The sequence below is a fragment of the Streptomyces sp. NPDC050263 genome (assembly GCF_040655955.1).
GTDB lineage: Bacteria > Actinomycetota > Actinomycetes > Streptomycetales > Streptomycetaceae > Streptomyces.
Genome location: NZ_JBFAKW010000033.1, coordinates 1 through 19,260 on the forward strand (window position 1 = coordinate 1; position 19,260 = coordinate 19,260).

The window sequence follows — 19,260 nt, forward strand, 5'->3', positions numbered from 1 at the left end:
AGTACGTCCAGTACGAGGACTTCCGGCCGGCACACCGAGAGCACGCACCGGACGCCGCTCCTTGACGGGCAAACGTTGCCTGCCGCGGCACTAGGACGGGCCGAGGGCATGCTCCTTGAGGAAGGCGCCCACGTGGGCCGCGGCCTCTTCCTTCGTCGCGTACCAGGTGTCGTCGTCGGCCGGGCCGGGCGTTCCGTCGGCGCCCCGGCCGGTCCATGTCCAGCCGCCGGACGAAGGGTCCTGCCTCAGTTCGGCCGCCCCGCCGCACAGTTCGAGCGCGGCGCTCGGCCGCGCTGCCCCGACCGCCGAGCGGCTGACGGCGTCGGGCCACTTCTTGCGGGCGCCCTGCCGGGTGATGCCCCAGACGGCGCCCAGCTGTTCGTAGCTCGCGCCGTAGGCCCCGGCGGTCCCCGCCGCGACGGCGGTCAGCCGCTTGACCTCCGCGTCCACCGCCTTCCAGGCGGCCAGTACGGACAGCGCCACCTCGACCGGATCCGCCTCCCACATGCGGTCCGCGGGCAGCCCTGAGGCTCGCGAGCGCAGCGCCGACGCGAGCGGATGGAGAGCGTCGTAGAGGGCCTTGTCGAGCTCTGTCTGTTCCTCGGGGGTGATTTCGAACGAGGTCATGCGACAACTTTAGTTAACGGAGGGCGACTTGTAAACTTTTGTTTCCGAGTCGGGTCGCCGCGACGTGGGGCCGTGGCCTGCTGAGCGCTGTCGGGAAGTGCTGTCACGAAATGTGTGAGTGGCTGTGTCGATGGTTGCGTGATGGGATCGACCCGTCCCGTCCCGTACGTCGCGTCGGCCGCACGGCGCGTCGACCCCGGTGGAGGAGGGTTGCCGTGAGCGATCGTCAGCACCCGACCGGGCCGGACGACGGTTTCGAACCGCGGTCGGCGTCGGCCGAAGGGTCGAGCGCTCGGGACGTCGTGCGCCTCGCCGTGGTGATCGGCGCCCTCGGCGTCGTGTTCGGCGACATCGGGACCAGCCCGATCTACACCCTCCAGACCGTGTTCAACCCGGACGACCCGCACCCCGTCCCGGTCAGCACGGCGAACGTGTACGGGGTCGTGTCCCTGGTGTTCTGGTCGGTGATGGTCATCGTCATGGTCACCTACGTCCTGCTGGCGATGCGCGCCGACAACGAGGGCGAGGGCGGCATCATGGCGCTGATCACGCTGCTGCGGCGGCAGAGCGCACAGCGAGGACGGCGGGCCGCCGCCTTCCTCGCGGCGCTGGGCATCTTCGGAGCCTCGCTGTTCTTCGGAGACAGCATGATCACCCCCGCGATCTCGGTCCTGTCCGCGGTCGAGGGGCTCAAGGTCGTCGAGCCGTCCATGGACGACATGGTCGTCCCGATCACCGTGGTGATCATCGTGGCGCTGTTCCTGGTGCAGCGCAGGGGAACCGCGGCCGTCGGCCGGGTGTTCGGACCGGTGATGATCGCCTGGTTCGTCGCCATCGGCGCCTGCGGCGTGTACGGCATCGTCGACCACCCGGAGATCCTCAAGGCGCTGTCGCCGTCATACGCACTGGGCTTCCTGACCGGCCACTTCGGCACCGCGTTCTTCGCCCTGGCCGCGGTCGTGCTCGCGGTCACCGGCGCCGAGGCGCTGTACGCCGACATGGGGCACTTCGGCCGCCGGTCGATCACCCGCGCCTGGCTGCTCCTCGTCTTCCCCGCGTGCATGCTCAGCTACCTCGGCCAGGGCGCCCTGATCCTGGGCGACCAGGCCAACGTCAGCAGCCCCTTCTTCCTCCTCGTGCCCGACTGGGGACGATGGCCCATGGTCGTGCTGGCCACCGCCGCGACGGTGATCGCCTCCCAGGCGGTGATCACCGGGGCCTACTCGGTCGCCTCCCAGGCGGCCCGGCTCGGCTACCTGCCCAGGCTGCGGATCGAGCACACCTCCGAGTCCACGATCGGCCAGATCTACGTCCCGTGGATCAACTGGCTGCTGATGGTCTCGGTCCTCACGCTCGTCTTCGCCTTCCGCACCTCCGCGGCGCTGGCCTACGCGTTCGGCATGGCCGTGACCGGGACCATCACGATCACCACCCTCCTGTTCTTCTACGTCGCCCGGGTCAAGTGGGCGACGCCGCGCTGGCTGCTCGCCACGGGCCTGAGCGTGCTGCTGTTCGTGGACCTGCTCTTCGTCGCGGCCAACATGACCAAGCTCGTCCACGGCGCGTGGCTGCCGCTGCTGATCGGCCTCACCGCGTTCACCGTCATGACCACCTGGCAACGCGGCCGCGCGATCGTCACCGAGGAGCGGGTACGGCACGAAGGCCCGTTGCCCGAGTTCATCGACCGCCTGCGCTCCGGGGAGGCGACGACGTTCCGCGCGCCCGGCACGGCCGTCTTCCTCAACCGCGGCCGACAGACCGCGCCGCTCGCCATGCGGGCCAACGTCGAGCACAACCATGTGCGACACGAGCAGGTCGTGATCATCTCCCTCGAGACCGAGCCCGTGCCGAGGGTGCCGGCCGACCGGCGGATGAGCGTGGACTCCCTCGGCTACGCCGACGACGGGATCATCTACGTCACCGCCCGGTACGGCTACCTGGAGACACCGGACGTGCCCGCCGCACTGGCGACGCTCGACCCGGCCCGGACCGAGGGGCGGCTGGAACTGGACCAGGCGTCCTACTTCCTGTCGAAGATCAAACTTCGGCGCGGAGCGGCACCGACCATGGCCCCCTGGCGCAAGCGGCTCTTCATCGCCACCTCCTACATCACCGCCGACGCCGCCGAACACTTCGGCCTGCCCCGTGACCGGACGGTCATCATGGGAGCGCACATCGACGTGTAGAGGATCCCTCGACCGTGATCGTGGTGTCCGCGGGCCTGACCGGACGTCACCTGCCCCAGATCGTCCGGTACGCCTCCTGGTAGCCCGACGGGTCCCAGGAGGTGGCGCCCTGGCTGTTCTCGGCCGTGGAGATGTGGACGGGGGCCACATACCCACTGGCGGGACGGCCGGAGAAGGCGCGGTTGAACTCGTCGACGATCTGCCAGCCCTGGAGGGTCAGCGGCTCGGGCACGGTGGCGGACTGGTACTGCCTGCTGTCGACGCGCTGGAAGGCCGAGGGGTCGCCGTCCCCCGCGCCGACGTTGAAGGGCGGCCCTGAGCCCTTCCGGCCGGCCGCGCGGAAGGCCGGGGCGGCGTCGGCGAAGTACAGGTCGTTGATGGCGACGGAGTGGGTCCACCTTCCCCGGAACCGGGAGAGCAGGGTGGAGATCTCCCACCGGGTGCGGTTGCTCGCGTCCGCGATCGGGATGTTCTCGTACGAGAGCAGCCGCACGCCCGGGCAGGTGGCGAGTTCCTTGCGGATCAGTTCGGACTTGTGCTTGGCGAACGGGATCGAGGCGTCGGTGATGAGCACGACCCCGGCGCGGCCGCCGGAGTGCGCGATGATCCACTGCGCGCTGATGTCGGCGACGTCCTCGACCCGCGTCGTGACGTTGGTGAAGAGTTCGGGGCGCCGGCTGGGACCCGGGGCGGCGACCGCGTGCCAGCCGATCAGCGGGATGCCCTCGGCGTTGGCCCGTGCGACCTGCCGCGACGTCGAGTCGGGGTCGAAGCCGCCGATGACGATGCCGGACGGCTTGAGCGCCACGGCCTCGCTCATGGCCGCCTGGATGCCCGCGGGCGTGCCTGCGCCGTCGATCACCCGGACGTTCCAGCCGATCGCCCGCGCGGCCTCCCGCACCCCCTTCGCGGCGCCCGCCACCCCGGGATTGATCATGGTCTGGGCCACGTAGACGAGGCTCTTGCCGGACGTGGCGGCCGGGCCGGTGGTGGGGCCGTTCCAGGGGACGTCGGTCTGCTCCGCCCGGATGACGGCGGCCTGCGCCCTGCCGCGAACGGAAGGGCAGCCGCCCCTCGAGGTCTCACCCGCCCCACCTGCCGAGTCGCCCTCGCACCCGCCGAGAAGGCTTGCCGCCGCCGCTGTCACCAGCACACCCGCAAGGAACCGGACCCTCGAGGCACCGGCGGCTGCGGCCGCTCCGCGATCGCCCCGCACGGGAACTCCCCGCGGAGACGAGGTTCGCCCGGTCATGGTGCGGGGCCCGTCGACTCGGCGGGTTCCGGTGCCGGGGAGGGGGCCCGACTCCTCTGCGGGCGGTGGCGGGCCGTGTAGCCGGCCAGGCCGACCGCGACCAGGAGGGTGCCGCCGTAGAACAGGGGGACCGTCCAGAAGTCGGCGCCCAGTTGACCGATGCCGGTGAGGCCCACGGCCAGGACCGCGACGGCGACCAGGGTGCCGAAGGCGTTGGGACGGCCCGGCCTGATCGCCGTGGCGCCGAGGAGCGCGCCGACGAACGCGGGCAGCAGATAGTCGAGGCCGACGCTCGGGTCGCCGATCCGCTGCTCGGCCGCGAGCAGCACACCGGCGCAGCCGACGATCAGCCCCGACGCGGTGAACGCGTAGACGGTGTACCTCCGGGTCGGGATGCCGACGAGGTCGGCGGCGCGCGGGTTCGAGCCGACGACGTACAGGTACCGGCCGAGCGGCAGCCGCTCCAGCATCAGCCACAGCACGACCGCGAGGGCGAGCACGTAGTAGGCGGGGACCGGCAGGCCGAGGAACGTGGCGTCGTACAGCTCGGTGAACGCGGGCGGGAGGCCTTGCGGGCCGGGGACGATCCGGCCGCCGTCGGTGACCCAGCCGGTCACGGCGTACAGCATGCTGCCCGTTCCCAGGGTGGCGATGAAGGAGTCGATCCGGCCGAACACGACGATGACGCCGTTGACGACGCCCATGACCGCCCCTGCGACGATCACCGTGAGGCAGGCGAGCGGCCAGGGCCACCCCGCGTGGACCACGAGCTGCATGACCATGACGTGCGCCAGGCCGAGGGCGTAGCCGAGGGAGAGGTCGAAGGAGCCGGTCACGATCGGGACCATGGCGGCGAGCGCGAGGACGGCCGGGATCGACTGGGTGTAGAGGATCGAGTCGACCGTGTCCAGCGTGGGGAAGGTACGGGGCAGGGCCAGGGAGAAGACCAGGAAGAGCAGGGCGGTCAGGGCGAGCAGACCGTACGCGCTGACCAGTTGGCCGACGGAGCGATGCCCCCACGGGCGCCCGCGCGGGGCCGTCATGCCCCCGCCGGGGGGTCGGAAGGGGGCATGTCCGGCGGCACGGACGGCGGCACGGCGGGTACGACGGCAGATGGCACGGCCGAGGCCGTTCGGGTCAGTTCGGCGACCGTGAGGGCCGTACCGCTCAGTTCGGAGGCAACGGCTCCGCGCACGAACACCAGGGCGCGTCGGCACACGGTCGCGACCTCCTCGAAGTCGGTGGAGACCAGCAGGACCGCGAGGCCCGCCGCCACCGCCTCGTCGAGCAGGCGGTGGATCGTGGCCTTCGCGCCGACGTCGACACCGGCGGTCGGCTCCTCGAGGATCAGCAGCCGCAGGTCCACGCGCAGCCATCGGCCGAGCATGACCTTCTGCTGGTTCCCGCCGGAGAGGGTGGCGATGGCCGCCTCGCTGTCGCGGGGGCGCACCGAGAACCGTTCGATCAGGGCGGCGGCCTCGGCGCGTTCGCGGCGGGGGAGGAGCGGGCGCAGCGCGGGCAGGCCTCCCGCGCGGGGATTGGCCAGCAGGTTCTCCCGGACGGTCAGTCCGGCGGCGCAGCCCTCCCGCACGCGGTCGCCCGGCACGAAGCCGACTCCGAGGCCGGCCGCCTGCGCGACCGTGCGGGGGCGGTACGGCCGCCCGCCGAGCAGGGCCCGTCCGCGGAGGAGGGGCCCGGACCCGGCGAGGGCCCGGCCCAGCTCCAGGTGTCCGGCCCCCGAGAGGCCGACCAGACCGAGGACTTCCCCGGCCCGCAGCTCCAGACCGACCGGCCCCACGCCCACGGTCCGTACCCCGTCGAGGGTCAGCAGGGCCGGCCCGTCGACCGGAGCCGTCGCGGGTCGCTGACCGGTCGGTTCCACACCGAAGCCGCCGCCGCCGTTGTCGTCGCCGATGATGTCGTTGACCAGGCGGACCGGGCTGTGGCCCGCCAGTGGGCCGTGGCTGACGAGACGGCCGTCCCGCAGCACGGCGAAGGAGTCGGCGACCCGGTACACCTCGTCCAGCCGGTGCGTCACGTAGAGGATGGCGTGCCCCCGGTCCCGCAGGGCGTGCAGGACGTCGAACAGCCGGGCGCAGTCCGCGGCCGGGAGGCGGGCGGTCGGCTCGTCGAGGACGATGAGCCGCGCGCGGGCCGCCAGTGCCCTGGCGATCGCGACCAGCGAACGCTCGGCCGGGTCGAGCACGGCGATGGGCGCGTCGGGGTCGAGATGTCCGGCGACGGTCCGCAGGGCGTCGGCGCAGCGCTCACGGGTCCGCCGCCAGGAGATCAGTCCGGCGCGGCGCGCATAGCCGGTGCTCAGGGCGATGTTCTCGGCGACCGTCATCCACTCCACGAGACCCAGGTCCTGGTGGATGAAGGACATGCTCCGGGAGGCGGCGTGAGTGCCGAGCGGGTGCCCGTCCACCGTGATCCGCCCCGCGTCGGCGTGGTGGACGCCGGCCAGCACCTTGATCAGCGTCGACTTCCCCGCGCCGTTCGGACCGAGCAGGGCGAGCGTGCGGCCGGCGTGCACGTCCAGGTCGACGTCGTCCAGCGCGACTGTCCCGCCGAACCGTTTGCGGAGCCCGCGGACGCGGACCAGGGGCTCCGACGCGAAGGGACGCATGAGGCGATCCTATAGGGATCATTCATGATATTTAGGACATTCACCTCACGTGCCTGCCGCGCGTGCCTGCCTCACGCCGCGTCGAGCGCGCATTCGGCCCAGATGACCTTGCCCTGCGCGAGGTAGCGGGTGCCCCAGCTCTGGGACAGCTGCGCGACGAGGAACAGGCCCCGGCCGCCCTCGTCGGTTGCGGCGGCCCGGCGCAGGTGCGGGGCGGTGTTGCTGGCGTCGGAGACCTCGCAGATCAGGGCGCGGTCGTACAGCAGCCGCACCCGGATGGGTCCGGAGCCGTGGCGGACGGCGTTGGTGACCAGCTCGCTCAGGATCAGCTCCGCGGCGAACGACGCCTCGTCGAGTCCCCAGTCGGCCAGCTGCCGCATGGCGGCCCCACGGACGTCGCTGACCAGGGCCGGGTCGGCGGGCAGCTCCCACGTCGCGATCCGGCCGGGGTCCAGCGCGTGGGTGCGCGCCACGAGCAGGGCGATGTCGTCGCACGGATGGGCGGGCGCCACGGTGTCCAGGATCGCCTGGCAGGTCTCCTCGGGCGTGCGCCCCGGCTGGGCCAGGGCCACCCGCAGCTGTTCGAGGACGACGTCGACGTCGCGGTGCCGGTCCTCGATGAGCCCGTCGGTGTAGAGGACGAGCTGACTGTCCTGGGGGACGTCGATCTCGACGGCGTCGAAGGGCAGCCCGCCGAGGCCGAGCGGGGGCCCGGCCGGCAGGTCGGGATAGGTCACGGTGCCGTCGGGGCTGACCAGTGCGGGCGGCGGATGGCCGGCGCGGGCCATGACGCACCGCTGCGTGGTCGGGTCGTAGACGGCGTAGAGGCAGGTCGCGCCGATGATGCCGGCGCCCTCGCCGTCGGGGTCCTCCCGGTCCAGCCGTCCCACGAGGTTGTCGAGGTGGACGAGAACGTCGTCCGGCGGGAAGTCGAGTTCGGCGTAGCTGCGCGCGGCGGTGCGCAGCCGGCCCATGGTGGCGGCGGAGAGCATGCCGTGCCCGACGACGTCGCCGACGAGGAGGCCGATGCGGCTGCCCGAGAGGGGGATGACGTCGTACCAGTCGCCGCCGACGTCGGATTCGGCGGGCAGGTAGCGGTGGGCGACCTCGACGGCGTCCTGATCGGGCAGACCGTGCGGGAGCAGCCGGCGCTGCAGGGCGAGGACCATGGCGCGTTCGTGGGTGTAGCGCCGGGCGTTGTCGATGGACAGGGCGGCACGGGTGGCGAGTTCCTGGGCGAGCGAACGGTCGTCGTCCCCGAAGGGCTCCCCGGCGCGGTAAAAGCTGGCGATGCCCAGGAGGACCCCCCGGGCGACCAGGGGGACGGCGATGAGGGAGTGGACGTGCTCCAACAGGTGCCGGGTGTGCTCGGGATCCTGGGCGAGCCAGCCCGCCGCGGCCCTCAGGTCCGGCTCCAGCACCGCCCGTCCGCGGGCCAGGCAACGCAGCTGGGGCGCGGTCGGGCCGAACTCGATCCGCTTGCCGACCGGGGTGAAGGGCAGACCGTCGCGGATGCCGTGGACCACGGTGCGGCGCAGGTCGTCGACGGGGTCGGCGGACTCCTCGCCGCGCAGCACGGCCTCGGGCAGATCGACGGTCACGAAGTCGGCCAGCCGCGGGACCGCCGTCTCGGCGAGCTCCTCCGCCGTGCGGCGCACGTCCAGCGTGGTGCCGATCCGGGCGCTGGCCTCCGACAGCAGCTCCAGGCGACGGCGCGCGGCGACGGCGTACGTCCCCACGTGCGGCTCCCCCAGCAGCACGAGCCCTCTGGCCGCGGGCGACGCCGCCACGCCCGCGGTCGGCCGCGCGGCCCGTACGGCGACGGCGCGTTCGGTGGCGGGATCGGTGGTGGGTACGGCGCCGGGTTCGGCGGTGGAGAAGTCCGACACCTCGTCGACCTGGTGCGGGACGAGAAGGGGCGCTCCCGGAGAAGGGGAGGAGCCGGGGAGCAGCGCCTCGATGGCGATGCCCTGCACCCCGGACCCGCTCGTCATCGGACGGCTCACGAGCGTGACGCGTCGGCCGCCGGGCAGGGAGACGTCGACGGCGGCCCGCTGGGCGTCCGAGATGAGCTCGGCGGCCTTCTCCTTGAGGATCGCCCGGTCGCGGGGCCGGAGATCCAGGACCGGCACCCGGTCCAGGCCGTCGGCGGCGTCGGCGCCCGCCGCATCGGTTCTGGTCGCCAGGTACGCCCGCAGCAGGGCGCGTTCGCGCGTGGAGCTCTGCCGCAGCAGCCGCCGCTCCGTGGCCTGGGCCGCCTTGCGGATCACGGCGGTCAGCGCAGGGGTCTCGGCGCTGAGGGGGTAGCCGAAACAGAGGATGCCCTCGATGCGCCCGCTCAGCGGGTCGCGGACCGGCAGCGCGATGCAGGCGCCCCGCTGGGAGCGCTCCGCGAAGTGCTCGGCGCCGTAGACCCGTATGAGCTGCCGTTCCGCCAGGGCGAGGCCGATGCCGTTGGTGCCGGCGACCTGCTCGGCGAACACGAATCCGGGGACGGTCTGGATCGCCGGAAGCCTTCTGAGCAGCGAGGACTGTCCGAAGCGGCGCAGCAGGACCGTGCCGTTCGCGTCGGCGAGGGAGATGTTCATCTCGCTGCCGGAGAACCTGGCCTGCAGCCGGTCGAGCACCGGCGCGGCGGCGCGGACGAGACGGCCGCCCGGATCGAAGTCCTCCTGGAAGGGCAGGTCGGTCTGGTCCGGCGAGAGGCCCAGGGCCCGGCTGCGCTGCCACGAGTTCAGGATGGAGGGGCGGACGCCCGAGTCGACCGGCTCACCCTGGAGGAACCGCTCACGGAAGCGTGTGGGTCCCGTGCCGCCTGTCGCACGCCCCGTCGGTGTCGCCGTCGCTGTCGGTATCGGTGTCGGTTCGTTGTCGGACCGGACCACGCTCTGCCTCGCTCGCGTCTGCCATAAGCCACTTTCCGGAGGAATCCGGCATTGCCGAGGATACGGTTATTAGTGGCACGAGTCACGGCCGTCGCATCACGCCCGCCTCAGGACGGCCGTCACAGGACGGCGACCGGTGCGACGGGCGAACCCGTGCCGCCCGGCACGTTCAGCGGCGACACGACGAGCAGGAACGTGTAGCGCCCGGCCTCGGCGGTCGCGGCGGACAGGGCCTCCAGATCGAGGTTGTCCAGCAGCGGCACCCCCATCGCGGCGACGGCCAGGGTGTGGACCGGCGAGTGCACGCCGGCCACCGGGGAGGGCCGCACATCGCTGTCGCCGTCGCCGCCGAGCAACGCGATCCCGCGCTCGGCCAGCAGCGGCACGGCGTCCACATGGAAGCCCGCGCTGCCCGCGCCGGAGTCCCAGGCGCCGAGTTCCGTGCGACGGCGGACGTGCCCGGAGCGCAGCAGCACCGCGTCGCCCTCGCCGATCGTCACGCCGAGCGCCTCCTCCGCCGCGACGACGTCCTGCGCGTGCACCGCCTGCCCCGGTTCCAGCCACGGGACGCCGAGGGCGGCGGGCAGGTCGAGGAGCACGCCCGTAGTCACCAGGGGGCCGAGCGCCGACACCGCGCCGAAACGGGCGCCCGCGGCGTCCACGACCTCGTGCGCCGTCCGGCCGTCGTAGAGCCGCCCCCGGTAGGCGATGTGGCACAGGGCGTCCAGATGGGTGACGGCCTTGCCGTGGTGGTCGACGGCGATGAAGTCCTTGTAGGTGGACGGCTCCGGGCTCTCCACGTCACCGAGGTCGGTCATGTGGTGCAGGGCGGGCCGGCGGTTGTCGGGGCCGGGCTCGGTGTTCCAGGGCAGCGCCATCGGGACGACCGTCCCCGACCGCACGCGCGCCGTGGCCCGCCGCACATGATCCGCGGTCACCCGGTTCCAGGCGCCCCGGTCGGCCGGGGTCCAGCGACCCCAGGTGCGCACGGCCTCGAAGAGCGCGTCGAACTCCCGCCGGGAGACGGCGGGCCCGTTGCCGGGGCCGGTCAGCTCGATCCCGGGGTCCCCGGCGGAGCCCGGGCTCATCGGCGCGTGCCGGGACGGGAGGCGTCGTCCGGGCCGGCGGGCAGCGCGAGGTGGGCGAGATCGCCCGGCGGGGGACTGGTCACCGGCCACAGCGGCGCGGCGCCCCCGTCGGCGATCGCGGCCGGGGCGTCGGTGAGATTCATGCGCTCGCGCAGTCGGCCGTAGAAGTCCGTCGGACCCAGCCGGACCGCCCGAAGGCGCCGGGGAGCCGCGTACACCCCGATCCAGTCGCCCGGGTCGAGCACTCCGCGCAGCTGGCCGTCGACGCTGACGGCGGCCTGGCCGGACCGTTCGAGGATCCGCAGCGCCACCGGCTCGTCGGGGGCGGCCACCACCGAGCGGTTGAACGTCATGTGCGGGGCGACCGGAGTGAAGACCAGGCCCTCCGCGCGCGGCGAGACGACGGGACCCCCGGCGGCGAAGCTGTACGCGGTCGACCCCGTCGGCGTGGCCACCAGCAGCGCGTCGGCGTAGTAGGACGCCAGGAGCCGGCCCGCCAGATAGACGCCGACCGACACCTGCCGGTCCCGCGACAGCTTCTCCACGACGATGTCGTTCAGCGCGAAGACGTCGAGGGCGACGCCCCAGTCGTCACCGGACTCGCAGTCGGGGCGCACCGTCGGCGCGGGCAGGAGCGGACCGCGGCCGTACCGCAGCAGCGCCGCCACGTCCGGCGGCACCCGCAGCGGACACGAGGCCCGCATGGTGAGCAGCATCCGGCTCTCGACGGTGAGCCGCTCCTCCCGCACGGCGTCCAGCGCCGACCGGACGGCCGTGGCGGGAACCTCCGTCAGAAAGCCCACCCGGCCGAGATCGACGCCCAGGACCAGGGCGTCGTGCGCGGCGGCCAGCCGGGCGCCGCGCAGGAAGGTGCCGTCGCCGCCCAGCGTGACGACGAGATCGGGGTCCCCCGCGGCGGCGACCTCCTCCCGGGCGCCGCGCCGCGCGCCTTCCCACACGTCGATGTCCGCGCACCCCACGGCGTTCTCGGCGCACCACGCCCGTACCGCCCGCGCGGCGCCCACGGCCTCCGCGCGCCCACCGTGCACGACCAGGCCGATCCGGTTCACCGCCACGACTGCCTCCAAGCCGACTCGCACGGACGCCCAGAAAGCCATAGTCACCGTGAAAGCCCTCGGGCGCTCCCCGCACACCGTGCCGCCGCGCGGTGCCGGGCGCCGTCAGGCGGCGTGCTGCTCGTACCAGCCCTCGAGCAGCGTGGTCCCGAGGTCGGGCGACTTCTTGATCAGCTTCTGGGCGAGCAGGAAGTCGACGATCTTCCGGGACGAGGCGATGTCGGAGTCGTCGATGCCGCGCGCGGCGAAACTGATCTCCGGGAGCACCTGAGTGGTCTGCGCCACCGGGAGCTTGGCCTGCCGGTTCGCCGCCTTCGCCGCGGCGGCGGGGTCCTCGGTCACCAGCTTGTCCGCCTCGGCCACGACCTTGAAGATCTTCCCCGCGACGTCCTCGTTGTCCTTGAGCCAGTTCTGGTCGGCCAGCAGCCACTGCGCATACCGCACGCCGAAGTCGCCGATGCGGCCCGCGACGTGCCCGCCGTCTGCCGCGCCCTTGGCCGCCCACGGTTCGAACAGGACGTACCCGTCGATCGAGCCGCGCTTCAGCATCCCGGGCATCTCGGGCGGCGAGCTCTGCAGGATCTTCACGGACTTCGGATCGATGCCGTTGTGCCGCAGATACGTGTGGGTGGCGTAGAGGCCGAGCCCCTGGATCGACGCCATCGTCCTGATCTGCCCGGGCTCGGTGATGCCGTTGCGCAGGACGACCTTGAGGTAGCGGTCGGACGTCTGGAAGACGCCCAGGGCCCGCAGACCGGGGCTGGTCACCATCAGGGGCAGCGCGGTGGAGTCGGCGTTGGCCGAGATCTGCGCGGTGCCCGCCGTCACCGCCTGGGCGGCGGCCGGCCCGCCCTCCGTCTGCACGAGCTGGACGTCCACCCCCGCCTTGTCGAACAGACCGCGTTCCTCGGCCAGGTAGAACGGGGCGTACGAGGCGTCGACGCCCAGCGCGACGCGGACCGTCGGCCGCCCGGCCGACCCCGCGGACGCCGAGTCCGTCGATCCGGCGGTACAGGCAGCGGTGAGGAGCAGCGCCGCGCAGGCGGCGATCAGGGCACTAAGGGTGCCGGTTCTGACAGTGTGCATGGACGTCCTCCCGGGGGCGGAAAGTTCGAGGGCTCGACGGTCCCAGCGCGGGCCTGTACCGGTAAGCGCGACGTCCTGCTCACCGGACCGACAGCTCCACCGTCCCCGTGACGCACGGCGTGCCGTCCTCCTTGACGATCGACACGTCGAGCGACACCCGGACCCCGCCGTCGGATTCGGGAGCGGAGGCGTCGTCGTCGGCGACCGTGCGGACCGTCGCCGTCCAGGTGAGCGGTTCGTCGGCCGTGGCGGTCGCGGCATTGCGCCAACTCACCGCGAGAAGACGGGCGTTGGGGCCCGCCCAGGCCAGTGCGTGCCGGGTGAGAGCCTCGCCGTGGAGGGTGGACTGGACGACGACGTCCGGGAAACCCTCCGAGACCGCGAAAGCGGTGTCGTAGTGGATGCGGTGGGAGTTCCACGACACCGCGCTGAATCGGAACAGCTGCACCCTGCTGTGCGTGTACCGGCGTGGAGCGCAGACCTCACCGGCGATCGGGGCCCTCACGCCGCTCCTCCCTCAGCCCCGCCGACGGAGCCCGACTGCGGGGTCTCGGGCTCCAGGGTCTCCGGTTCCAGGGCCTCGCGGACGACGATCGTCTCGTCCACCGTCGTCAGCTCGCCGCCGTCCGCCGAGGTGAACCGCGTCGTGAGCGCGAGGAGCACGAACGCGCCCGTGCGGCCGTGCTTGCGCTGGGCGGACACCACCGCCCGGGACGCCGTGACGCGGGTCCCCGCGACCGGCGGCCGCATCAGCCGCACCGACTGACCGCCGTGCACCTGACGCACCGGGAGGCCCCGGGTGCACGGCGACTCCCGCACGGCCAGGCCGTCCGGCCGCAGATCCCGTTCCACCGGCCCGTCCTCCCAGCTCATCGTCCCCGCGAGGAACAGCGGCGGGGCCTCGACGGGCTCTCCGGCCGCCTCCCGGGCGCGTGCCCACCGCACGTACTCGTCGTCGCCCAGCGCCGCCGCGTACCGGCAGAAGTCCCGGACCGTCATCGGGCCGCAGTCCTCGTGGTCCCAGCGGTCGACCAGGCGGCGGGCCCGGGTCAGCACCTCGTCCAGCGCGGATCCCCCACCAGCGCTCACAGCGCCGACCGCAGGGCTCGGCTGATCCCCAGACCCGCGGTGCGCAGCGCGCCGGCGTGTGCGGTGGCGTCGACGCGGTAGGTGGGCGCGGTGATGGAGAGCGCGCCCGCCGGAATGTCCTGGCGTCCGAAGACCGGCACGGCCATGCTCGTGTAGCCGAGCCGGACCTCCTCGGCCTCCGTCGCGACGCCCTGCTCCCGGATCCGCTCCAGCTGACCGCGCAGCCGGCCCGGCGAGGTGATCGTGTGCCGGGTGAACGGCTTCAGCCCGCTCCTGACGACCTCGCCGAAGAGCACGGCGGGGGAGAAGGCGAGGATCGCCTTGCCGGTGGCCGTGCAGTACAGCGGCAGCCGGCCCGCCACCCGGGACTCCTCGCTCAGCCCCCGGTGCGGCAGGATCTTCTCCAGGTAGACCACGTCGAGGCCGTCGTGGATCGCGAAGTGGATCGTCTCGCGGGTGGCCAGCAGCAGATCCTCCATGTACGGCTGGGCCACCTCGCGCAGGATGCGCTGCCGGTGCACCCGCTGGCCGATCTCGAACAGCCGCAGTCCCAGCCGGTAGTTGCAGCCCGCGCGCTCCAGCAGCCCCCAGACGACCAGCTCCTGGCAGAGCCGGTGCACCGTCGCCTTCGCCACGCCCGTGCGGCGCACGAGATCGGCGAGGGACAGCGAGTCGTCGTCGACGGTGAACGCCTCCAGGATGGGCCGCACCTTGCCGAGCACGGAGTTCATCGAGTCGGGGTCGGGCACGGAACCGGGGCCGGGGAGTGCGGAGCGGTCGATCGGGACGACGGTCATGGGAGCACCTCGCGATTCAGTCGACGGAGGACGCCTCGGCGAGGAACGCCAGGCTGAGCGGGTTGTAGAGATCGGCCTTCTCATGCTGCGGCCAGTGCCCGCATTCAGGGAAGACCTCCAGGCGGGCGCCGGGAATCGCCGCGGCGATCGCCTCCGCCTCCGGGACGTCCCCGAGCGGGTTCTTGTTGCCCCACACGACCAGCGTCGGCGCCTTGATCCGCGCCATGCGGTCCGGGCGCAGCAGGTTGCGCTCGCGGGCCTCGACCTCCTGGAGCGCCAGCAGATTGTGCAGGTTCCGCTGGAACTCGGGGTGGTGGTAGATCTCGTACCGCACCCGGGTCAGCTCCTCGCCCAGGTCCTCGTCCCACTCCGCCCACAGCAGCCGCAGCCGCTCCCGGGTGAAGGAGACGTCGTCCTCCAGCGCGGCCGCCCGGGTGGAGGTCTTCAGCCGGTCCATCACCTTCGGGTTGATCTTCGTGCCGCCCATGCACAGGAGCTGCAGCGAGGCCACCCGGTCCGGGTGCTCGCTCGCCGCCCACGACCCCACCCAGCCGCCCAGCGACTCGCCGACGAGGTGCGCGCGGTCGGCGCCGACCGCGTCCAGGTAGGACAGCAGGTGCTCGACGTACGCCGGGATCTCACCGGGACGGTCCGGCTTGCCGGTGTAGCCGTGCCCCAGCATGTCGACGGCGTGGCAGCGGTAGCCGGCCTCGGCGTGCGCCGGGATGTTCCGTACGAACGCCTCCAGATGGCCCGTCGTGCCGTGCAGGAACACCACGTGCTCGCCGTCCTGCGGGCCGGCCTGGAGAGCGCGGGTCCTGAAGTCGCCGGTCTCGACGTACGCGTGGCGGTAGTCGAGGCCCGACAGTTCGGTCCAGATGCTCATGACTGCCTTTCATCGGTCGGTGCGGGGTCGAGGACGGCGACGGCCATCCCGGTGAGCCATTCCGGCATCGGCTCGTAGGCCAGCCGCCGCCCCGGGGCGTGGTCGAGGACGGCGGCCATGAGCAGCCAGGTGCGCAGCTCCTGCGCCCCGTTGCCGGCGGCCTTCTCCAGCTCCTCGGTGGTGAACGCGGTCGTCCGGTGCGCCTGGCCGCGTTCGACGAGCGTCAGGAACTCGTCGTCGAACTCCGGGGTGATCGACGCCTCGGCGGCACGGATGATCTCGCGGCGGCGCGCGTCGTAGTCCTGCCAGTTCTCGCGGCCGTTCAGCCAGGCGCCGACCATGAACTCCTCGTCGTCGCCGTGCGGATCACGCCAGTCGGGCCAGGGCAGCCGGTGCGAGAGCCCACCGGAGCCGATCACCGCGATCCGCCGGTCCCCGGGGAACGCCAGCGCCGCCTCCCGGATCGCCCGGCCCAGCTGATCGCAGCGCTCCATGGTGGGCAGGGGAGGGGCGAACACGTTCACGACGAGCGGCACGATCTCCACGTCCAGCCCGTCGAGCAGGTACTGGATCGCGTGCGACTGGCCGTGGTCGATCTGGAGCCGAGCCGAGAACGCGACGTCGAACCGGCCGCCGTCCACCAGCGAGTCGGCGAGATGCCGGGCGAGCGGGACGTCCACCGGCTGCGGACCCTTCGGCGTGCCGGACTCGCCGCTCGCGACGCATTCGCCGACGCCGATCGTGAACGACGGGATCAGGTCGAGCCAGAAGCCCCGGAAGTGGTTGGAGCCGACCAGGAGCACGGTGTCGGGCCGGGCGGCGGCGAGCTCCTCGCGCGCCTCGGCGAGCGCGTCGCGAAAGCGCTCCGCGCGGTCCTTGTGGAGGGTCTGCTCCCAGTGGGTGTTCATCAGCGTGCTGTGCGACGCGCCCACACCCAGGACGATCTCGGTCATGCCGTGGCTCCTTCCAGTTCGGCGCGCGTGCGGGTGACGGTGTCGAGGGCCGTCCGGATCAGATGGCGCGTCAGCTTCTCCATGGCCTGCACGGAGACGGTGTTCATGCCCCGCGCGAAGTCGATCCCGAAGGGCGCCTCGACGACCTTGGGCATGCCGACCCGAACGGTGGGGATGCCTCGCCCGCGCAGGATGTTGGCGTCGGTGGCGCCGCTGTTGCCCCGGACCGCCTCGTGCTCGCGGCCCTCGAACGCGGCCCAGCCGGCCGTCGCGCTGCGGCAGATCCAGCTCTTCGGGTCCGTCCGCGTGCCGGGGATCGCGACCACCATCTCGGCGCTCACGTCGAGGCCGGGCAGCTTTCCGCGGATCGTGTCGATCGCCGCGAGGAACTCCCGCTTGGCCCGCATCGGAGTCATGTCCGGGCCGATGCGCAGGTCGACCATCAGGGTGCAGGAGGCCGGCGTCACCGCCGCCGTCCGCGGCCAGCCGCCGTGCACGGAGGAGACGATGCCCTGCGGGGCGACCGTGCCCGAGGTGTGCCGCTCGGCGTACTCGGCGAACCACTCCTCCAGGTACCGGGTCACCTCACCGGCGCGGGCGATCGCGTTGTCGTAGGGCAGACGGTGACGGGAGCCGACGTAGGTGTGCGTGCCGCGGACGGTGACCTCGAACCAGACGAGGCCGACTTCCTCCCAGGAGACCGTCCAGCCCGGCTTCGCTATGACCGCGTAGTCGGTCCACACGCCCTGCTCCAGCAGGAACGAACAGCCCACGCCCTGGCCCGTGTTGTGCCGGACGCCGACCGGCCGGGCGTTCGTCGGCATACCGCCCGCGCCGAACGCGGCCACCAGATCGCCGGTGAGCGGGATGCCCGCCAGCCCGATCGCCTCGGCGGCCATCATCACGCACGCGGCGTGCCCCTTCGGGTTGGAGGCTCCGAGGCCGACGACGAGATCGTCGTAGACCGTGGCCTGCGGGCGCATGTCGTCCCGCAGCTCAGGGCCGATCCAGGGGACGTCCTCGCTCTCCTCGCCCACCGTGAGGGTGTCGATCGGCGCGTAGAGCATCAGGTCGGGGCCGGTGCCGTCGCCCTCCAGCCGGGCCCAGGCGTTGGCCTGCCGGTCGTCGAGCGGCTGAACTTCCGTGCGGCATCCGGAGATCGCGAGCGTGTCCGCGATGTGCGCGGCGAGCGGCCCCTCCTCGCCGGTGGGGCTCGGGATGTCGACGAGCCCGATGATCAGTTCGCGCAGCCGGTCGCCGGTCACGTGCCGCCAGGCCTCCTCGGCCCAGCCGCGCCGCCGGTCGTCGAGGCCCGCGAGTGCGTCGGCGCTCACTGGTTGATCCGGTGGACCTGGGTCATGGCGGTGCGCGCGAGGCGCTTCCTCGCGAGGGGGATGCCGACGGCGATCGCGGCCCCGGCCAGCAGGGTGAGCAGGGTACGGCCCATGGTCATGCCTTCTTCTCGGTGGGGGAGTTCACGCCAGGCGGGTTCCCGCCCGCCGCCGCGAGCTTCTTGGCGTACTCCTCCTCGCTGAGGTTCCGCCAGGCGGTCAGCGAGATGTCGGGGCGGTAGAGCTTCTCCGGCGGCGCGTCCGTGATGTCGACCATCCACGCGTCCTGGCCGGAGAACTGGCCGTGGAACAGCCAGCGGATCGCGCCCAGGTACTTGGCGTAGAACCGGAGCGTGTTCCAGCCCTCGGTGAAGTTGACCATCACGCCGACGTAGCGGTGGTTGTCCTCGTCGACCGGGACGTAGAACTCGTAGTGGATGAAGTTCGGGTAGGCGATCCGCAGCACCCCCGGCATGGACAGGGAGGCGAAACCGGGGAACTCCTGCGCCTCGATGACCGGGTCCACCTTGTCCGGCTTGCCGGTGTTGCCGATGTTGAAGGTCTCCTTCGGCGGCTGCTGCTTCCACCAGCGCTTGTTGCTCCAGCGGCCCACACCGGGGAAGTCGGCCTCCCAGTGCACCTCGTCCTGCACCCGGAAGATCCACCGGTCCTTCGGCACGATCCGGGTGATGTTCCAGGTCGGCATCGGCTTGAACAGCCGCCACAACGCCGTGCGGTGCAGATACTTGGCGTGCCCCTCGTCGAAGCCGTTCTCGCAGGCGAAACGCCAGTTGCCGGAGCGCGGGTCGATCCGGCCGCCCATCACGAAGGCGTTCTCCACCAGTTCCTCGGGGAGCTGCGAGTCGATCGGGTGCGGTTCCTCGTCGGCGATCGGGATGTACACCCACACCATGCCGAGCCGCTCCTCGACCGGGTACGTGCGCACCGAGACCTTGCCGGTGAGCCGGCAGCCCGGCCCGTCGGTGATGACCGCGCTCAGCTTCCCGGTCGGCAGGTCGAAGGTCCAGCCGTGGTACGGGCAGCTGACGGTGCCGGGAAACTGCTGATCGCCCTCCGACAGCGGCACCCCCCGGTGCGGGCAGCGGTTGTGCAGCGCGTACGCCGTGCCGTTGTCCCTGATCAGGGTGATCTTCTCGCCGCAGAGCGTGAACGGCAACGGTTTCCCGGTGATCTGGCTGGACCAGGTGACCGGATACCAGTAGCCGCGGAAGCCCGCCCCCGCCGCGTCGTAGTGCGGCCAGGACCGCCAGTCCTGGCGGCCGGGCTCGCCGGATGCTCTGCGGCGCCCGCGGACGGGAGTCTGTGCCTCGGGTGAGTCCTCGACCGTCATCGTGCGTGTCCTCCTGCTGCCGTG

Annotated in this window: 17 protein-coding genes; 1 reads left to right on the forward strand and 16 read right to left on the reverse strand. The window is 72.4% G+C overall.

The features are described from left to right. Nucleotides 1-90: 90 nt before the first annotated feature. Nucleotides 91-627, reverse strand: coding sequence for a hypothetical protein (locus AB0J04_RS17370; RefSeq protein WP_363169302.1), 537 nt, complete (start codon nucleotides 625-627; stop codon nucleotides 91-93). Nucleotides 628-842: 215 nt separating this feature from the next. On the opposite strand from AB0J04_RS17370, the gene AB0J04_RS17375 reads away from it, so the two are divergent. Next, nucleotides 843-2,813 carry a KUP/HAK/KT family potassium transporter gene (locus tag AB0J04_RS17375; protein WP_363169303.1) on the forward strand — a complete coding sequence of 657 codons (1,971 nt, stop codon included), beginning with the start codon at nucleotides 843-845 and terminating at the stop codon, nucleotides 2,811-2,813. 46 nt (nucleotides 2,814-2,859) lie between these two features. Here AB0J04_RS17375 and AB0J04_RS17380 read toward each other — a convergent pair whose 3' ends face one another. The 15 genes from AB0J04_RS17380 to AB0J04_RS17450 all read right to left on the reverse strand — a co-directional run bounded on the left by AB0J04_RS17380 (nucleotide 2,860) and on the right by AB0J04_RS17450 (nucleotide 19,236). After that, the gene (locus AB0J04_RS17380; protein ID WP_363169304.1) at nucleotides 2,860-3,966 is read right to left on the reverse strand and encodes a substrate-binding domain-containing protein; all 1,107 of its coding nucleotides are present in this window, start codon (nucleotides 3,964-3,966) and stop codon (nucleotides 2,860-2,862) included. 95 nt (nucleotides 3,967-4,061) lie between these two features. Further along, entirely contained in the window at nucleotides 4,062-5,108 is a 1,047-nt protein-coding gene (locus tag AB0J04_RS17385; protein ID WP_363169305.1) for an ABC transporter permease, read from the reverse strand. Further along, nucleotides 5,105-6,694 carry a sugar ABC transporter ATP-binding protein gene (locus AB0J04_RS17390; RefSeq protein ID WP_363169306.1) on the reverse strand — a complete coding sequence of 530 codons (1,590 nt, stop codon included), beginning with the start codon at nucleotides 6,692-6,694 and terminating at the stop codon, nucleotides 5,105-5,107. The genes AB0J04_RS17385 and AB0J04_RS17390 overlap by 4 nt, the downstream gene beginning before the upstream one ends. A 71-nt stretch (nucleotides 6,695-6,765) precedes the next feature. Next, entirely contained in the window at nucleotides 6,766-9,579 is a 2,814-nt protein-coding gene (locus tag AB0J04_RS17395) for a SpoIIE family protein phosphatase (protein WP_363169307.1), read from the reverse strand. Between the two features lie 119 nt (nucleotides 9,580-9,698). Next, the gene (locus tag AB0J04_RS17400; RefSeq protein ID WP_363169308.1) at nucleotides 9,699-10,667 is read right to left on the reverse strand and encodes a cyclase family protein; all 969 of its coding nucleotides are present in this window, start codon (nucleotides 10,665-10,667) and stop codon (nucleotides 9,699-9,701) included. Continuing rightward, a complete protein-coding gene (locus tag AB0J04_RS17405) occupies nucleotides 10,664-11,743 on the reverse strand; it encodes an NAD(+)/NADH kinase (protein ID WP_363169309.1) in 1,080 nt (359 codons plus the stop codon). The genes AB0J04_RS17400 and AB0J04_RS17405 overlap by 4 nt, the downstream gene beginning before the upstream one ends. A 105-nt stretch (nucleotides 11,744-11,848) precedes the next feature. Continuing rightward, nucleotides 11,849-12,829 carry an ABC transporter substrate-binding protein gene (locus AB0J04_RS17410; RefSeq protein ID WP_363169311.1) on the reverse strand — a complete coding sequence of 327 codons (981 nt, stop codon included), beginning with the start codon at nucleotides 12,827-12,829 and terminating at the stop codon, nucleotides 11,849-11,851. Between the two features lie 79 nt (nucleotides 12,830-12,908). Further along, entirely contained in the window at nucleotides 12,909-13,334 is a 426-nt protein-coding gene (locus AB0J04_RS17415; RefSeq protein ID WP_363169312.1) for an acyl dehydratase, read from the reverse strand. Then, a complete protein-coding gene (locus tag AB0J04_RS17420) occupies nucleotides 13,331-13,918 on the reverse strand; it encodes a MaoC family dehydratase N-terminal domain-containing protein (RefSeq protein WP_363169313.1) in 588 nt (195 codons plus the stop codon). Before AB0J04_RS17420 ends, AB0J04_RS17415 begins: the two co-directional genes overlap by 4 nt. Beyond that, nucleotides 13,915-14,715, reverse strand: coding sequence for an IclR family transcriptional regulator (locus AB0J04_RS17425; protein ID WP_363169314.1), 801 nt, complete (start codon nucleotides 14,713-14,715; stop codon nucleotides 13,915-13,917). Before AB0J04_RS17425 ends, AB0J04_RS17420 begins: the two co-directional genes overlap by 4 nt. 16 nt (nucleotides 14,716-14,731) lie before the next feature. Then, complete coding sequence (locus tag AB0J04_RS17430) at nucleotides 14,732-15,601, reverse strand: alpha/beta fold hydrolase (RefSeq protein ID WP_363169315.1); 870 nt, start codon at nucleotides 15,599-15,601, stop codon at nucleotides 14,732-14,734. Continuing rightward, the gene (locus tag AB0J04_RS17435) at nucleotides 15,598-16,554 is read right to left on the reverse strand and encodes a catechol 1,2-dioxygenase (protein WP_363169316.1); all 957 of its coding nucleotides are present in this window, start codon (nucleotides 16,552-16,554) and stop codon (nucleotides 15,598-15,600) included. The genes AB0J04_RS17430 and AB0J04_RS17435 overlap by 4 nt, the downstream gene beginning before the upstream one ends. Next, nucleotides 16,551-17,888, reverse strand: coding sequence for a deacylase (locus AB0J04_RS17440; RefSeq protein WP_363169317.1), 1,338 nt, complete (start codon nucleotides 17,886-17,888; stop codon nucleotides 16,551-16,553). The genes AB0J04_RS17435 and AB0J04_RS17440 overlap by 4 nt, the downstream gene beginning before the upstream one ends. Next, nucleotides 17,885-18,007 (reverse strand): hypothetical protein, encoded by a 123-nt coding sequence (locus AB0J04_RS17445; RefSeq protein WP_351907440.1) that lies wholly within the window; start codon nucleotides 18,005-18,007, stop codon nucleotides 17,885-17,887. The genes AB0J04_RS17440 and AB0J04_RS17445 overlap by 4 nt, the downstream gene beginning before the upstream one ends. Further along, nucleotides 18,004-19,236, reverse strand: coding sequence for a Rieske 2Fe-2S domain-containing protein (locus AB0J04_RS17450; RefSeq protein ID WP_363169318.1), 1,233 nt, complete (start codon nucleotides 19,234-19,236; stop codon nucleotides 18,004-18,006). The genes AB0J04_RS17445 and AB0J04_RS17450 overlap by 4 nt, the downstream gene beginning before the upstream one ends. Nucleotides 19,237-19,260 lie beyond the last annotated feature (24 nt).

Bases quoted from the DNA above. Each gene is read 5' to 3' on its own strand.
- AB0J04_RS17370 (WP_363169302.1), bottom strand. From the start codon at position 627: ATGACCTCGTTCGAAATCACCCCCGAGGAACAGACAGAGCTCGACAAG.
- AB0J04_RS17385 (WP_363169305.1), bottom strand. From the start codon at position 5,108: ATGACGGCCCCGCGCGGGCGCCCGTGGGGGCATCGCTCCGTCGGCCAA.
- AB0J04_RS17390 (WP_363169306.1), bottom strand. From the start codon at position 6,694: ATGCGTCCCTTCGCGTCGGAGCCCCTGGTCCGCGTCCGCGGGCTCCGC.
- AB0J04_RS17400 (WP_363169308.1), bottom strand. From the start codon at position 10,667: ATGAGCCCGGGCTCCGCCGGGGACCCCGGGATCGAGCTGACCGGCCCC.
- AB0J04_RS17410 (WP_363169311.1), bottom strand. From the start codon at position 12,829: ATGCACACTGTCAGAACCGGCACCCTTAGTGCCCTGATCGCCGCCTGC.
- AB0J04_RS17425 (WP_363169314.1), bottom strand. From the start codon at position 14,715: ATGACCGTCGTCCCGATCGACCGCTCCGCACTCCCCGGCCCCGGTTCC.
- AB0J04_RS17430 (WP_363169315.1), bottom strand. From the start codon at position 15,601: ATGAGCATCTGGACCGAACTGTCGGGCCTCGACTACCGCCACGCGTAC.
- AB0J04_RS17435 (WP_363169316.1), bottom strand. From the start codon at position 16,554: ATGACCGAGATCGTCCTGGGTGTGGGCGCGTCGCACAGCACGCTGATG.
- AB0J04_RS17445 (WP_351907440.1), bottom strand. From the start codon at position 18,007: ATGACCATGGGCCGTACCCTGCTCACCCTGCTGGCCGGGGCCGCGATC.
- AB0J04_RS17450 (WP_363169318.1), bottom strand. From the start codon at position 19,236: ATGACGGTCGAGGACTCACCCGAGGCACAGACTCCCGTCCGCGGGCGC.